Here is a 15,517-nt window from a genome sequence, read left to right on the forward strand (position 1 = left end):
CTGCTCGCGACAGCGGTGTGTCAGCCACCATTTTGAGTGACTGACACACCGCTGTCGCGAGCAGGCTCACGCCTACAGGGGGAATGTTTCTCGTCATTGAAATCTCGATAGAACTTCTGGCTTCACGCCAACCTCATAGCTAACAAGTCCCTCCATTTTGGTAACGACATGGAACTTGTTATCGCGCGTCCTGAAGGTTTGTACTGCCCGGCCGGGGATTTCTACATCGACCCGTGGCGGCCGGTCGAACGCGCGATCATCACCCATGCTCACAGCGACCATGCTCGTAGCGGCAATCGTCATTACCTGGCCGCGTCAGCCGGCGAAGGCATCCTGCGCGCTCGCCTCGGTGCCGACATCAATTTGCAAACCCTGCCTTACGGTCAGCCCCTCAACCATCATGGCGTCACCCTCAGTTTTCACCCCGCCGGCCATGTCCTCGGATCGGCCCAGGTGCGTCTGGAGTACGGGGGCGAGGTCTGGGTTGCCTCGGGGGATTACAAGACGGAAGCCGACGGCACGTGCGCGCCCTTCGAACCGGTGCGGTGCCACACGTTCATCACCGAATCGACCTTCGGCCTGCCGATCTATCGCTGGCAACCTCAGGCACAGGTGTTTGCCGAGATCAATCAGTGGTGGCAGGCCAATGCCGCCGCCGACATTGCCAGCGTGCTGTTCTGCTACTCGTTTGGCAAAGCCCAGCGCATTCTCCACGGCATCGACGCCAGCCTCGGCCCCATTCTGGTGCACGGCGCCGTGGAGCCGCTCAACCAGGTGTATCGCCAGAGCGGCGTTTATCTGCCGCCCACGATCTATGCCGGCGAAGTAAAAAAGAGCGACCCGATGATGCGCAAAGCCCTGATCATCGCCCCGCCGTCGGCGGGCGCCAGCACCTGGATGCGGCGTTTCGGCGAGTACAGCGACGGCTTCGCCAGCGGCTGGATGCGTTTGCGTGGCACCCGCCGCCGGCGCGGAGTCGACCGCGGATTTGTTCTGTCCGACCATGCCGATTGGCCGGGCCTGTTGTGGGCGATTGAACAGACCGGCGCCGAGCGAGTCATGGTGACCCACGGTTCGGTCGGCGTGCTGGTACGCCATCTGCGCGAACAAGGTCTGGATGCACAAAGCTTCGACACCGAGTACGGCGACGACGAGGAAGAAAACGCCGGGATCGAACCCGAGAAAGACAAGGTGCTGGCATGAAGGCATTCGCCGAGCTGTACGCCGAACTCGACGCCACCACGTCGAGCAATGCCAAACTGGCCGCGATGCAACACTACTTTGCCCAGGCCTCACCGCAAGATGCCGCATGGGCAGTGTATTTTTTGTCCGGTGGGCGGCCCCGGCAATTGGTCCCCGTGCGCGTGCTGCGTGAATTGGCGCAAGCCGTTTCCGGGCTTGAACCCTGGCTGTTCGAAGAAAGTTATCAAGCGGTGGGTGATCTGGCGGAAACCATCTCGCTGGTGTTGCCCGAATCGCCGCACCGCTCCACCGACGGATTGGCGCTCTGGATTGAAGACAAGCTGCTGCCCTTGCGCGGCGAGTCGCCCGAAGTGCTTGCCGAGCGCCTGCCCGAACTCTGGGCGCAACTGGATCGCGCCAGCCTGATGTTGTGCATCAAACTGATCACCGGCAGCTTCCGCGTGGGCGTCTCCAAGCTGCTGGTGACCCGTGCATTGGCGGCCATGGCCGGGCTCGACAGCAAACGCGTGGCCCAGCGCATGGTCGCGTACACCGACCTGACAAATCGCCCGAATGCGGCGAGTTATCTGAAACTGATCGCCGCCGAATCCGCAGGTGAACACGCTGAACGGGGCGGTCAGCCGTATCCTTTTTTCTGGCCCATGCGCTGTCGCAACCGGTCGAGCAATTCGATGGGTTGCTTGGCCCCGCCAGCCAATGGCTGGTGGAATGGAAATGGGATGGCATCCGCGCCCAAGTGGTCAAGCGCGACGGGCGTTTGTGGATCTGGTCCCGGGGTGAAGAGTTGGTGACAGAGCGCTTTCCCGAGTTCGATCACCTGATGCACGGCTTACCCGACGGCACCGTGATCGACGGCGAAATCGTTGCTTGGAAAAGCGTCCGCCCCGACACCGAAGATGCCTTCGATCCAGCCTCTCCCGCCGCCCCCTCCGTGCAACCGTTTGCCCTGTTGCAGCAGCGCATCGGACGCAAGATCCTCGGCAAGAAAATCCTCGATGAGGTGCCGGTGGTCCTGCTCGCTTACGACCTGCTGGAGTGGGCCGGTGAGGACTGGCGCACGCAGCCGCAGGCCCGGCGTCGCACGCAATTGGAGCAGTTGATCGCCACCTGCCATGACCCGGTGTTACTGCTCTCCCCGATGTTGACCGGCGATGACTGGTTCGACCTCGCCCGCCAAAGGAAGCCTCCCGCCGTCTCGGCGTCGAAGGCATGATGCTCAAGGCGCGGGATGCGCTGTACGGCGTGGGTCGGACCAAGGACATGGGCGTGTGGTGGAAATGGAAAGTCGACCCGTTCAGCGTCGATGCGGTACTGATCTATGCCCAACGAGGCCACGGACGGCGGGCCAGTCTCTACAGCGATTACACCTTCGCGGTCTGGGACGGCCCACCCGACGCCAGCGAACGTACACTGGTGCCGTTTGCCAAGGCTTATTCAGGACTCACTGACGAAGAAATGCGCCAGGTCGACAGCATCGTGCGCAAAACCACGGTGGAGAAATTCGGCCCGGTGAGCAGCGTGAAACCCAGCCTGGTGTTTGAGCTGGGGTTCGAAGGCATTGCCCTGTCAAAACGCCACAAGAGCGGGATCGCTGTGCGTTTCCCCAGGATGCTGCGCTGGCGTCAGGACAAATCAGTCGAAGACGCTGACAATCTGGGCACCCTGCAAAATCTGCTCAGCTAACCCGATACCCTGTAGGAGCCGAGCTTGCTTGCGATAGCGGTGTGTCAGGCACCCTTTGGTAACTGACACACCGCTATCGAGAGCAGGCTCACTCCTACATTAATTTGTGCCGACATGAACCATCTTGGTGCAGCACTTCCACGACGCCCGTTTTCGTGCACAATTCCCGCGCAGTCACTTCTTGTATGACCTTTTAAAACGCTTGTTCGGGACTCTGGTTCGGAAATTGCTACTTTCAATAGGTCTTACGCTTACCAGTAACAATAATTCTGCGCCACAAGCGCTCATATTGGTTCTTAGGGATTGAATAATGAAAAAAGCATTGCTGACCCTTTCTGCACTGGCGTTGTGCATGGCTGCTGGTTCTGCCATGGCAAAGGAATACAAGGAACTGCGTTTTGGCGTTGACCCTTCCTACGCACCGTTCGAGTCGAAAGCGGCCGACGGTAGCCTGGTAGGCTTCGATATCGATCTGGGGAACGCGATCTGCGCCGAGCTGAAGGTCAAGTGCAAATGGGTCGAAAGCGATTTCGACGGCATGATTCCGGGCCTCAAGGCCAATAAATTCGACGGTGTGATCTCGTCGATGACCGTCACCGAAGCCCGCGAAAAAGTCATCGACTTCTCCAGCGAGCTGTTCTCCGGCCCAACCGCTTACGTGTCGAAGAAAGGTTCTGGCGTCACCGCAGATGTCGCCTCGCTCAAGGGCAAAACCGTCGGCTACGAGCAAGGCACCATCCAGGAAGCCTATGCAAAAGCCGTTCTGGACAAGGCTGGCGTGAAAACCCAGGCCTACGCCAACCAGGATCAGGTCTACGCCGACTTGACCTCCGGTCGTCTCGACGCAGGGATTCAGGACATGCTGCAAGCCGAACTGGGCTTCCTGAAGTCGCCACAAGGCGCCGACTATGATGTCAGCAAGCCGGTCGACGACCATTTGCTGCCAGCCAAAACCGCCATCGGCATTAAGAAAGGTAACACCGAGCTGAAGGCACTTTTGGATAAAGGTATCAAAGCGTTACACGATGATGGCACTTACGCCACCATTCAGAAGAAACACTTTGGCGATCTGAATCTGTACAGCGGCAAATAATGCCCGGCGCCCATCTCGCGATGGGCGCTTTTTTCATCCGATCAGGTTGCTGATTTTATGTTCGAAAACCTATTACAAAATCTGGGGCTCTCTGCCTTCAGCCTCAAGGGCTTCGGTCCGTTGCTGATGCAAGGCACCTGGATGACGATCAAGTTGTCGGCGTTGTCGTTATTGGTGGCCGTGTTGCTCGGGCTACTCGGCGCCAGTGCCAAGCTGTCAAAAGTCAAACTGATGCGCGTGCCTGCCCAGCTTTACACCACCCTTATTCGCGGCGTTCCGGACCTGGTCCTGATGCTGCTGATTTTCTACAGCCTGCAAACCTGGCTGACGTCGCTGACCGATTACATGGAATGGGAATACATCGAGATCAACCCGTTCAGCGCCGGGGTCATCACCCTTGGCTTCATCTATGGCGCGTATTTCACCGAAACCTTCCGTGGCGCGATTCTCGCCGTCCCACGGGGTCAGGTCGAAGCAGCCACCGCGTATGGCCTCAAGCGCGGCCAGCGTTTCTGGATCGTCGTGTTCCCGCAAATGATGCGTTATGCCCTTCCGGGTATCGGTAACAACTGGATGGTGATGCTCAAGGCCACGGCCCTGGTGTCGATCATCGGCCTTGCCGATCTGGTCAAGGCTGCTCAAGACGCCGGTAAAAGCACCTATCAGCTGTTTTATTTCCTGGTCCTTGCCGCGCTGATCTACCTGGTGATCACCAGCGCGTCCAACTTCATTCTGCGCTGGCTTGAACGTCGTTACTCCGCCGGTACCCGGGAGGCCGTACGATGATCGAACTTCTGCAGGAATACTGGAAACCCTTCCTCTATAGCGACGGCAACAACATCACCGGCCTGGCCATGACGATGTGGCTGCTCAGCGCTTCGATCTTCTTCGGTTTTATCGTGTCGATCCCGCTGTCCATCGCCCGTGTGTCGCCGCGCTTCTACATCCGTTGGCCGGTGCAGTTCTATACCTATCTGTTTCGCGGGACGCCGCTCTATATCCAGCTATTGATCTGTTACACGGGGATCTACAGCCTGGCGGCCATTCGGGCTCAGCCGGTGCTGGATGCGTTCTTTCGCGACGCGATGAACTGCACCATCCTCGCCTTCGCCCTGAACACCTGCGCCTACACCACGGAGATTTTCGCCGGGGCGATTCGCAGCATGAACCACGGTGAAGTCGAAGCCGCCAAAGCCTACGGCCTGACCGGCTGGAAGCTGTACGCCTACGTGATCATGCCGTCGGCCCTGCGTCGCTCGTTGCCGTATTACAGCAACGAAGTGATCCTGATGCTGCACTCAACGACCGTGGCGTTCACCGCGACCATCCCGGACATTTTGAAAGTCGCTCGGGACGCCAACTCGGCGACCTTCCTGACCTTTCAGTCGTTCGGCATTGCCGCGCTGATCTACCTGACCGTGACCTTCGCGCTGGTCGGCCTGTTCCGTCTCGCCGAACGCCGCTGGCTGGCCTTCCTCGGGCCGACCCACTAGGACCCGCTTTAGGGATAAAGAGACATGCGCCACCAGATTCATGACCTGCTGGCCCCGCTGCCGGGGACTGCACGACAGATTCACAGTTTTCATTACGGCCCCACGTCGGCCCAAGGCAAGATCTACATCCAGTCGTCCCTGCACGCCGACGAAATGCCCGGCATGCTCGTGGCCTGGCACCTCAAGCAACGCCTGGCGGAGCTTGAAGCCAGTGGCCGCCTGCGCAGCGAAATCGTGCTGGTTCCCGTGGCCAACCCGGTGGGCCTGGAGCAAGTGTTGATGGATGTGCCGCTGGGCCGTTACGAGCTCGAAAGCGGGCAGAACTTCAACCGCTGGTTCGTCGATGTCAGCGAAGCGGTCGGCAACGAGATCGAAGCCCAACTCGGTGACGATCCGCAGCGCAACCTCGGGCTGATTCGCGACAGTTTGCGCAACGCCCTCGCCCGGCAAACCGCCAGCACCCAACTGCAATCCCAGCGCCTGACCCTGCAACGGCTGGCCTGCGACGCGGACATGGTGCTGGACCTGCATTGCGATTTCGAAGCCGTCGCGCACCTCTACACCACGCCCGAAGCCTGGCCGCAGGTCGAGCCGCTGGCGCGCTACATCGGTGCCGAGGCGAGTTTGCTGGCCACGGATTCCGGCGGCCAATCGTTCGATGAGTGTTTCACCCTGCTCTGGTGGCAGTTGAAGGAGCGCTTCGGCGAACGCTTCGACATTCCGCTGGGCAGTTTTTCGGTAACCGTCGAATTGCGCGGCCAGGGTGACGTCAATCATCCGCTGGCCAGCCTCGATTGCCAGGCCCTGATCGATTACCTGATTCACTTCGGTGCCATCGCCGGCGAACCGGCGCCACTGCCCGAACTGCCCTACCCGGCCACGCCGCTGGCCGGCGTCGAACCTGTGGAAACGCCGGTCGGTGGTTTGCTGGTGTTCACCGCACTGCCGGGGGAATACCTCGAAGCCGGGCAATTGATCGCCGAAATCATTGACCCGATCAACGATCGCGTCACCCCCGTTCATTGCACCGCCGCCGGGTTGATGTACGCCCGCTCGCTACGGCGCATGGCCACTGCCGGCATGGTGATCGCGCATGTCGCGGGCGCCGAAGCCTATCGCAGCGGCTACCTACTTTCGCCTTGAGGATGTCTGCCCCATGTACAAACTGACCATCGAAGGCCTGCATAAAAGCTACGGCGATCATCAAGTCCTCAAAGGCGTTTCGCTCAAGGCCAACACCGGCGACGTGATCAGCCTGATCGGCGCCAGCGGCTCGGGTAAAAGTACCTTTCTGCGTTGCATCAACTTTCTCGAACAGCCCAACGACGGGGCGATGAGCCTGGACGGCCAGAATATCCGCATGATCAAGGATCGCCACGGCATGCACGTGGCCGATGCCAATGAACTGCAACGAATCCGCACTCGCCTGGCCATGGTGTTCCAGCACTTCAACCTGTGGAGCCACATGACCGTACTGGAAAACATCACCATGGCCCCGCGCCGGGTGTTGGGTTGCAGCAAGGAAGAGGCCGAAGACCGCGCGCGGCGTTATCTGGACAAGGTTGGCCTGGCCGCGCGCGTCGCTGACCAGTACCCGGCGTTCCTGTCCGGTGGTCAGCAGCAACGAGTCGCGATTGCTCGCGCATTGGCCATGGAACCGGAAGTCATGCTATTTGACGAACCGACCTCGGCGCTCGACCCGGAACTGGTGGGTGAAGTACTGCGCGTGATCCAGGGCCTGGCCGAAGAAGGCCGGACCATGATAATGGTGACGCACGAAATGAGCTTCGCCCGCAAAGTCTCGAGCCAGGTGCTGTTCCTGCACCAGGGGCTGGTGGAAGAAGAAGGCGCGCCGGACGACGTGCTGGGCAATCCGAAGAGCGAACGGCTAAAGCAGTTTCTCAGCGGCAACCTCAAGTAATCCATACCTTCCTGCAGGAGCAAAGCTTGCTCGCGATGGCATCCTTGAGACCGCCATCGCCGGCAAGCCGTGCTCCTGCAGGATCGCGTTGTTTCATTAAACCTTTCGCCCCCCCGCACGGTCACTGAAAGAAGACTTTCAGAGCGCACACCGCCGGTATGGGAACCTCCCCCGACTACGCAAAACACTGGTTCACCGCCCGCGGATGGAAGCCGTTCGTCTTTCAGAAACAGGTGTGGGCCGCGGTTAAACGCGGCGAGTCCGGATTGCTGCATGCCAGCACCGGTGCCGGCAAAACCTATGCAGTCTGGTTTGCGGCGCTCAATCGCTTTGCCGCGTCTGTCACAGCCGTTGAAACCTCTCGTAAACGAAAACCGATCGCCCAACCTCTGACAGTCCTGTGGATAACCCCCATGCGCGCATTGGCGGCCGACACCGCTCGCGCCCTGGAAACGCCACTGCTCGACTTACAGATTTCATGGAGCGTCGGCCTGCGCACCGGCGATACCAGCAGCAGCGAACGGGCACGACAGAGCCGGCGCCTGCCCACCACCCTGATCACCACGCCTGAAAGCCTGACCCTGATGCTCGCCCGCGCCGATGCGCAAACGGCGCTGGCAACCCTGCGCATGGTGGTGGTCGACGAATGGCACGAGTTGCTGGGCAACAAGCGCGGCGTGCAATTGCAACTGGCCCTGGCCCGACTGCGCCGATGGAATCCGGCACTGATCGTGTGGGGTGTTTCCGCGACGTTGGGTAATCAGGCTCACGCTGAAGAGGTACTTATCCCACAAGGGGGCGGCATCAGTGTTCAGGGCCAGACGTCCAAGGCGCTGCTCGTCGATACGTTGTTGCCGCCCGCCATCGAGCGATTTCCCTGGGCCGGGCATATCGGTTTGAAGATGTTGCCGCAGGTTGTCGCAGAGCTGGAATCCAGTCCCAGCAGCCTTGTGTTCACCAACACCCGCGCCCAATCCGAGATCTGGTATCAGGCCTTGCTGGAAGCACGCCCCGACTGGGCCGGGCTGATCGCCTTGCATCACAGCTCACTGTCGCGCGATACCCGTGACTGGGTCGAGCGAGCATTGAAGGAAGGTCAACTTAAAGCGGTGGTTTGCACCTCGAGTCTGGACTTGGGTGTGGATTTCTTACCGGTGGAGCGGGTGCTGCAGATCGGCTCGGCCAAAGGCGTGGCGCGGCTGATGCAGCGGGCCGGCCGTTCCGGGCATGCGCCGGGACGGACTTCACGGGTGACGCTGGTGCCGACGCACAGCCTGGAACTGATCGAAGCGGCTGCGGCACAAGACGCCGTGGCACAACGACACATCGAGCCCCGCGAATCACCGCATAAACCGCTGGATGTGCTGGTTCAGCACTTGGTCAGCATGGCGCTGGGCGGTGGATTTCTGCCCGATGAGCTGTATGAAGAAGTACGCGGGGCCTGGGCGTATCGCGACCTCACTGTCGCGAATTGGACCTGGGCGCTGGCGTTCGTACGCCACGGTGGGCTTTCTCTGACAGCCTATCCGGACTACCGCCGGGTGGAACCGGATGAGCACGGCGTGTGGCGCGTGCCCGACGCGCGACTGGCGCGGCGACATCGCATGAGCATCGGCACCCTCGTCAGCGATGCGAGTATCCAGCTGAGGTTCTGGAGCAAGGGCGGCAGCGGCAAGCAATTGGGCAGTGTCGAGGAAGGGTTTATCGCGCGATTGAAACCGGGCGACGGTTTTCTGTTTGCCGGGCGCCTGCTCGAATTGGTCCGGGTGGAAAACATGACCGCTTATGTCAAACGCAGCACCGCGAAAAAAGCCGCGGTGCCGCGCTGGAATGGCGGACGGATGCCGCTTTCCAATGAGCTGGCGCAAGCGGTGGTCGAGCGTTTCAGTGCAGCGGCGCAGGGCGAATGTGTCGGCCCGGAAATGCGCGCATTGCGACCTCTCTTAGAGGTGCAGCAACGCTGGTCCGGTTTGCCGACGTCGACAACATTGCTGGCCGAAGCCCTCAAGTCTCGCGAAGGCTGGCATCTGTTCCTGTATCCCTTTGCCGGGCGCCAGGTGCATCTGGGGCTGGCGAGTTTGTTGGCGTGGCGCGTGAGTCAGCAGCAGGCGGTAACGTTTTCCATCGCGGTGAATGATTATGGGCTGGAGTTGCTCAGTGCCACGCCTGTGGACTGGCCGCAAGTGTTGAGTCCCGGACTGTTGAGCCCCGAGCACCTGCTGGAAGACGTGCTCGCCAGTCTGAACGCTGGAGAACTGGCGCTTCGCCGTTTTCGGGAAATCGCGCGGATCGCCGGGCTGGTGTTTGCCGGCTATCCGGGCGCACCGAAAAGTACACGTCAGGTTCAGGCGTCGAGCGGGTTGTTCTTTGAAGTGTTTAAACAGTACGACGCCGGGAATCTGTTACTGGCGCAGGCCGGGGAAGAAGTCCTGCGGGAAGAACTGGATATCCAGCGCCTGGAACAGACGCTGGAGCGTATCAACCGTCTGCAACTGGACCTGCATCAGCTCAAACGCCCTACACCGCTGGGGTTTCCACTGTTGGTTGAGCGCATGCGCGAAAGCATGAGCTCGGAAAAACTCGCAGACCGTATCCGACGCATGGTCACCGATCTTGAGAAAACCGCCGAAACCGGGAAAACCTGATGAGCACGCCCTACCCCGTTCGACTGGCCGGTGAAGACCTGTGGCTGCTGCCGGAAAAAGCCATTTACTGGCCAGCGCAACACGCCCTGCTCATTGCCGATGTGCATTTTGGTAAAGCAGCGGCGTATCGCAGCCTTGGCCAACCGGTGCCTCATGGCACGACCGCCAGTAATATCGCGGTGCTTGACGGCTTGCTGGCTGCCTTGCCCTGCCGCCAACTGATGTTTCTCGGGGACTTTCTTCACGGGCCCGGCTCTCATGCAGCGGCCACGTTGAGCGCGCTGGCCGAATGGCGGGCTCGGCATGCTGATTTGCCGATGACGCTGATTCGCGGCAACCACGACAAACGAGCGGGCGATCCACCTGCCTCGCTGAACATCCGGATAGTGCCTGAGCCGTTGCTACTGGGGCCGTTCGCCTTGCAGCATGAACCCGCCCCTCATCCTGATCGCCACGTGCTTGCCGGGCACGTCCATCCCGTTTATCGATTAAGAGGCAAAGGTCGGCAAAGTTTGCGACTGGCATGTTTCAGGCTGGGAGAAGCCGTCAGCCTGCTACCGGCCTTTGGGGCGTTTACCGGTGGGTATCAGGTCGAGCGGGATGACCGTTGCAGGATCTTTGTGATCGGCGACAACGAAATATGGCCAGTCAGCTGAAGTCTTCAAGGACATCAGCTGACTGGCCATTCATTTTCAACAGCAGATCATGCGACAGGCGCGGGAGGTGGTTCATCCGGCAAGGTCGGTTCACCGGGTTCCGTAGGCTGCTCGTTTGGAGTATCGGGGTCGGGTTGACCGGGGATGCCCCCCGCCATGCTGACGGGTGGATGTGCCAACAAGGACCAGGCCAAAACGCCAATCTGATTGGGCTCAAGCCTTGCCAGTTCGGCACTTATTCGAGGATCGATCTTCATAAAGCACTCCTGAGCGAAGGCCCCGTCCGCTGTGCGCGAACCGGGCAGTACACCCAATAGAGTGTCTACCCGCTCAAGAATTCCCGCTGATTGGCCAGATGAACGGATCAGGTGCGCGGCAGAGTCACTCCACGTTGCCCCTGATACTTGCCGCCACGGTCCTTATAGGAGACTTCGCACTCTTCGTCAGACTCAAGGAACAGCATCTGCGCCACACCTTCGTTCGCGTAGATTTTTGCCGGCAGATTGGTGGTGTTGGAAAACTCCAGGGTCACGTGACCTTCCCACTCGGGCTCGAGCGGGGTGACGTTGACGATGATGCCGCAGCGCGCGTAGGTGCTTTTACCCAGGCAAATGGTCAATACATTGCGCGGAATGCGGAAGTATTCGACGGTGCTGGCCAGGGCGAAGGAGTTAGGCGGAATGATGCAGACGTCACTGTGGATATCGACGAAGCTGCCCGCATCGAAGTTTTTCGGGTCGACGATCGCCGAATTGATGTTGGTAAACACCTTGAAGTGATTGGTGCAACGCACATCGTAGCCGTAGCTGGACACGCCGTAGGAGATCACACGGCTATCGTCGCTGCCGCGCACCTGGCGCTCAACGAAAGGTTCGATCATCCCGTGCTCTTGCGCCATGCGGCGAATCCACTTGTCCGATTTGATGCTCATGGCGGGTGTCCTGAATAGCGAGGTGGAAAAATTCTGTCCGGCATCTTACCGGGCGCGCGCTCCGGGTTCAAAGTGTGGGGCACAATTCTCGACGATGTCCCATGAATTCAGGGCCTTTGCGTCAAACCAATGGACCGTCAGTCCTGAAAACAGAGAAACCTTCGCAAGAAGCATTGGCACGTCCCGGAAAAAGGGTTAAGGTGGCGCCACTGTGCTGCTTGTGTCACTGAGAATCTCTACACGATATGTTGAATTTCGATCCAACCATCTACAAGAATTTTTCCTGCTCTTTGCACTCAGTCTCGGCCAGGGTTCTTCCTGAGTCGCAGTTATCTTTGTTCAAGGAGTTACACCATGTCTAATCGCCAAACCGGTACCGTTAAGTGGTTCAACGATGAAAAAGGCTTCGGCTTCATCACTCCACAATCCGGTGACGACCTGTTCGTTCACTTCAAAGCTATCCAATCCGACGGCTTCAAAAGCCTGAAAGAAGGCCAACAGGTTTCTTTCATCGCTACCCGCGGTCAGAAAGGCATGCAAGCTGAAGAAGTTCAAGTTATCTAACTTGTACTTGCTTTAGTAAAAAGCCCCGCCCTTAAAAGCGGGGCTTTTTTGTGCCTGTGTGTTTTTGCAGGCACAAAAAATCGCAGCCCCAGGCTGCGATTTTTCTTTGACGCCTTACCAGGCCACGCCAAACCCTGCGGTGTAGCGCGTCTTGTCCAGATCAGATTCATCGGTACCGCTGATGATATCCCGCTCCGCCTTCAGGTTAAGCGAAGCCCATTCGGTTACCTTGTAGCGCAAGCCAATTTCTGAATCCAGCGCGTAATCGGCCACGCCCGACAACGGCTTGCCAATCTCCCCATTGGTAAAGAACTCCACCTTCTTGCCAATCAGGTAGCGGTTGTAATCCCACTTCATCGCCAGGGAATAGAAGTTTTCCTTGCTGCCGTCGGTGAACTCGTAGTCCGTACGGTTGACCAGCGAGCCCAGGGAGAATGCGCCCAATTCGTTGTCCCAGAACTGGTAGCCCGGACCGGTACCGACGGTGCGCTGACGGGACAGGTCTTCGACTTTGTCGCGCTTATAAACAGCCCGACCCTGCCAGAACCATTTTTCGGTGAGGAAGCGGTCGAGGGAGTATTCAGCCCGCCAGTTGTCTGTGGTCACCACGCCATCCTGGAATTCGCGGTTGTACTCGCCTTCTGCGATATGCCGCCATTTACCGTGGCGCGCCGTGGTCTTGAAGTCGATGTCATAGTCGTCGGTGTCATTTTCCGCCCGCTGGTAATCCAGCGCGGCGTCGATATTGCCCTTCCACACCAGATCTTCCACGACCGGCTTGGGTTTGAGGATCTGCTGGATACTGGCCAACTCGACCGTCTTCGGTGCCTCGCCGTTTTGCAGCGTCACCTTGCCGTCATCGGCCGCATGCAGCGACTTGGTCTTCTCGCCGGTGTAGGCATCCTGCTTGACCAGCAACTCCTGATCACTCTCCAGGGTTTTGACCTGCTTCCAGTCGATCGGGACCGCACCGGCGTACTCGGTTTGAATCAGCAATTTGCCGCCATCGAACAGCGTGATCTTGCCGCTCAGCTTGTCACCGTTCTTCAACCAGACGGTATCAGCGAGCAAAGGTGAGGAGGCACTGGCAACAGCGAGGCACAGCAAGGTTCTGGACAACATAAGCAAGGACAGGCTCAAGATTGCGAAAAAAAGTCGGCATTATCCTCAGGAATAAGGCCCTAGCAAGGACTGACCCGACTATTTCTATTGAGTTCATTTCTCAATCAGTGATCCACGACTTACTCTACAGACGGCAAAGCGAACTTTTTCAGGAACCACCGGACGTGACCGACCCAACCGCTGATACCGAAAGCCCGGCGCAAATCCGACGCACGGCGCTGTACCTGACCCTGGCACAAGTGCCCGAGGGCAAAGTGGTGAGCTATGGTCAATTGGCAGAGCTGGCCGGACTCGGTCGCGCCGCTCGCTGGGTCGGACGCACACTGAGCCAATTGCCGGGTGACACGAAACTGCCTTGGCACCGGGTGCTGGGGGCCGGTGGTCGGATCAGCTTGCCGGTGGGCAGCCCTTCAGGGGATGAGCAGCGCGCGCGATTACGTGCTGAAGGCATCAGCGTCCTGAATAATCGTGTTGATATTCAGCGCCATGGCTGGCGTCCGGTAGAGCACAGCGGTTAGAGTGCGCCCTTTGTTTCCGTATTTCTTGAGGCAGACTCCAGCCCATGCCCCGTAAAACCTGGCGCGCCGCGCTCGCCGCCTATGCCAGCCCCTCGACGCTCGTGTTGTTGCTGCTTGGTTTCGCCGCCGGCCTGCCCTACATGCTGGTGTTTTCAACGCTTTCCGTCTGGCTTCGCGAGGCCGGTGTAGCCCGCGAAACCATTGGTTATGCAAGCCTGATCGGCTTGGCCTACGCCTTTAAATGGGTGTGGTCCCCGTTGCTGGACCAATGGCGCCTGCCATTTCTCGGCAAGCTGGGGCGTCGACGCTCGTGGCTGGTGCTATCGCAGTCGCTGGTGATCCTCGGTCTGATCGGCATGGGGTTTTGCGACCCACAAAAACATTTGTCCTGGTTGATCGCTATTGCCGTGGTCGTTGCCTTCGCTTCGGCGACGCAAGACATCGCTGTAGACGCCTATCGCCTGGAAATCGCCGAAGACAGTCGCCAGGCCGCCCTCGCCGCCAGCTATATGTCCGGCTATCGAATCGCCGCGTTGCTGGCGACCGCCGGCGCCCTGTTCTTCGCCGAGGGTTTCGGCTCCACCGGCTTCAACTATCAGCATTCGGCCTGGGCCGGCACCTACGTGCTGTTCGGCGCCCTGATGATCCCGGCGTTGCTCACCTCGATATTCATGCGCGAACCGCCCGTGCCACTGCGCACCCAGCTTCAGGCCGGCCGCTACAGCTTTGTGCATCAACTGGCGTCGGTGTTCGTGCTGATCGTGCTGTTGGTGTCCGTGCCCGCCATGTTCACCCAGCTCTATAACACCGACTTCGCCAGCGTGCTGTTCGGCGGCGTCAGCCTGCTCGATCTGGTCCTCGAAGACCGGGCGCTGCTGCGGGCGATTCTCTACACCACGCTGACCGCCCTGTGCCTGTCGACCATAGGTCGCCGCGGTCTGGCGCCCGTGCTGACGCCGGTCAACGACTTCATTACGCGCTACCGCTGGCAAGCGTTCCTGCTGCTCGGCTTGATCGCCACCTACCGGATGTCCGACACGGTCATGGGCGTCATGGCTAACGTGTTCTATATCGATCAGGGCTTCACCAAAGATCAGATTGCCGGTGTCAGCAAGATCTTCGGTTTGATCATGACGCTGGTCGGCGCTGGCATGGGCGGCCTGTTGATCGTGCGCTTCGGCATTCTGCCGATTCTGCTGATCGGCGGCATTACATCGGCCGGCACCAACTTGTTGTTCCTGATGCTCGCCGACATGGGCGCCAACCTGAACATGCTGATCGTCACCATTTCCCTGGACAACTTCAGTTCCGGCCTGGCGACCTCGGCGTTCGTCGCCTACCTGTCGAGCCTGACCAACCTCAAGTTCTCCGCCACCCAGTACGCCCTGCTCAGTTCAATCATGCTGCTGTTGCCACGCCTGATCGGCGGGTACTCAGGGGTCATGGTCGAGAAGTTCGGCTACCACAATTTCTTCCTGATCACTGCCCTGCTCGGTGTTCCGACACTGCTGCTGATCGCCCTGCACTGGTACCAGGAAAGCCGTCGCGCAGGTCCGACACCGACACCGGAACCGGTGCCGACCCAGATCGTGGAAGAATCGTAGGAAGCATCGCAAAGGGCGGCATGAATCCCGCCCTCGTGCCACACCACCGACCGCACGCCTGTACGCCAGCGGATCTCGCCCGTA

At 59.5% G+C, this 15,517-nt stretch carries 14 protein-coding genes and 1 pseudogene; 12 read left to right on the forward strand and 3 right to left on the reverse strand.

All coding sequences use genetic code 11. From position 1 onward, the window contains the following. Positions 1-168 precede the first annotated feature (168 nt). From AB4N43_RS10730 to pdeM, 9 genes and pseudogenes are all read left to right on the forward strand, one after another. Positions 169-1,203, forward strand: a complete 1,035-nt coding sequence (locus AB4N43_RS10730) for a ligase-associated DNA damage response exonuclease (RefSeq protein WP_027925659.1) — start codon at positions 169-171, stop codon at positions 1,201-1,203. Continuing rightward, a pseudogene (locus AB4N43_RS10735) lies at positions 1,200-2,886 on the forward strand (ATP-dependent DNA ligase). The gene AB4N43_RS10730 and the pseudogene AB4N43_RS10735 overlap by 4 nt, the downstream one beginning before the upstream one ends. A 310-nt stretch (positions 2,887-3,196) precedes the next feature. Further along, on the forward strand, positions 3,197-3,979 hold the full coding sequence (locus AB4N43_RS10740) for a transporter substrate-binding domain-containing protein (protein WP_027925661.1): 783 nt from the start codon (positions 3,197-3,199) through the stop codon (positions 3,977-3,979). Positions 3,980-4,036: 57 nt separating this feature from the next. Next, positions 4,037-4,765: an ABC transporter permease gene (locus AB4N43_RS10745; RefSeq protein ID WP_027925662.1), complete on the forward strand. Its 729-nt coding sequence runs from the start codon at positions 4,037-4,039 to the stop codon at positions 4,763-4,765. Further along, positions 4,762-5,472 (forward strand): ABC transporter permease, encoded by a 711-nt coding sequence (locus tag AB4N43_RS10750; RefSeq protein WP_027925663.1) that lies wholly within the window; start codon positions 4,762-4,764, stop codon positions 5,470-5,472. The genes AB4N43_RS10745 and AB4N43_RS10750 overlap by 4 nt, the downstream gene beginning before the upstream one ends. A 24-nt stretch (positions 5,473-5,496) precedes the next feature. Then, positions 5,497-6,615 carry a succinylglutamate desuccinylase/aspartoacylase family protein gene (locus AB4N43_RS10755; protein WP_027925664.1) on the forward strand — a complete coding sequence of 373 codons (1,119 nt, stop codon included), beginning with the start codon at positions 5,497-5,499 and terminating at the stop codon, positions 6,613-6,615. A 13-nt stretch (positions 6,616-6,628) separates the two neighbouring features. Continuing rightward, on the forward strand, positions 6,629-7,393 hold the full coding sequence (locus tag AB4N43_RS10760; protein WP_027925665.1) for an ABC transporter ATP-binding protein: 765 nt from the start codon (positions 6,629-6,631) through the stop codon (positions 7,391-7,393). A gap of 158 nt (positions 7,394-7,551) precedes the next feature. Continuing rightward, positions 7,552-10,038, forward strand: a complete 2,487-nt coding sequence (locus tag AB4N43_RS10765) for a ligase-associated DNA damage response DEXH box helicase (protein WP_460153995.1) — start codon at positions 7,552-7,554, stop codon at positions 10,036-10,038. Next, positions 10,038-10,694: a ligase-associated DNA damage response endonuclease PdeM gene (gene pdeM / locus AB4N43_RS10770; RefSeq protein WP_027925667.1), complete on the forward strand. Its 657-nt coding sequence runs from the start codon at positions 10,038-10,040 to the stop codon at positions 10,692-10,694. The genes AB4N43_RS10765 and pdeM overlap by 1 nt, the downstream gene beginning before the upstream one ends. A gap of 47 nt (positions 10,695-10,741) precedes the next feature. On the opposite strand, the gene AB4N43_RS10775 is transcribed toward pdeM, so the two are convergent. Both AB4N43_RS10775 and dcd read right to left on the reverse strand, forming a co-directional pair. After that, positions 10,742-10,951 carry a hypothetical protein gene (locus AB4N43_RS10775; RefSeq protein ID WP_007947208.1) on the reverse strand — a complete coding sequence of 70 codons (210 nt, stop codon included), beginning with the start codon at positions 10,949-10,951 and terminating at the stop codon, positions 10,742-10,744. Positions 10,952-11,058: 107 nt separating this feature from the next. Next, complete coding sequence (gene dcd / locus AB4N43_RS10780) at positions 11,059-11,625, reverse strand: dCTP deaminase (protein ID WP_007904652.1); 567 nt, start codon at positions 11,623-11,625, stop codon at positions 11,059-11,061. Positions 11,626-11,979: 354 nt separating this feature from the next. Here dcd and AB4N43_RS10785 point away from each other — a divergent pair, with 354 nt between their 5' ends. Further along, positions 11,980-12,189 (forward strand): cold-shock protein, encoded by a 210-nt coding sequence (locus AB4N43_RS10785; RefSeq protein WP_002554837.1) that lies wholly within the window; start codon positions 11,980-11,982, stop codon positions 12,187-12,189. A 114-nt stretch (positions 12,190-12,303) separates the two neighbouring features. On the opposite strand, the gene AB4N43_RS10790 is transcribed toward AB4N43_RS10785, so the two are convergent. Further along, on the reverse strand, positions 12,304-13,311 hold the full coding sequence (locus AB4N43_RS10790) for a DUF481 domain-containing protein (RefSeq protein ID WP_027925668.1): 1,008 nt from the start codon (positions 13,309-13,311) through the stop codon (positions 12,304-12,306). 164 nt (positions 13,312-13,475) lie between these two features. Here AB4N43_RS10790 and AB4N43_RS10795 point away from each other — a divergent pair, with 164 nt between their 5' ends. Together AB4N43_RS10795 and AB4N43_RS10800 are read left to right on the forward strand one after the other, a co-directional pair. Then, complete coding sequence (locus tag AB4N43_RS10795; protein WP_027925669.1) at positions 13,476-13,829, forward strand: MGMT family protein; 354 nt, start codon at positions 13,476-13,478, stop codon at positions 13,827-13,829. Between the two features lie 44 nt (positions 13,830-13,873). Further along, the gene (locus tag AB4N43_RS10800; protein WP_059181527.1) at positions 13,874-15,433 is read left to right on the forward strand and encodes an AmpG family muropeptide MFS transporter; all 1,560 of its coding nucleotides are present in this window, start codon (positions 13,874-13,876) and stop codon (positions 15,431-15,433) included. The last annotated feature ends 84 nt before the right edge of the window (positions 15,434-15,517 follow it).

The sequence above is a fragment of the Pseudomonas sp. S2_B07 genome (assembly GCF_054668435.1).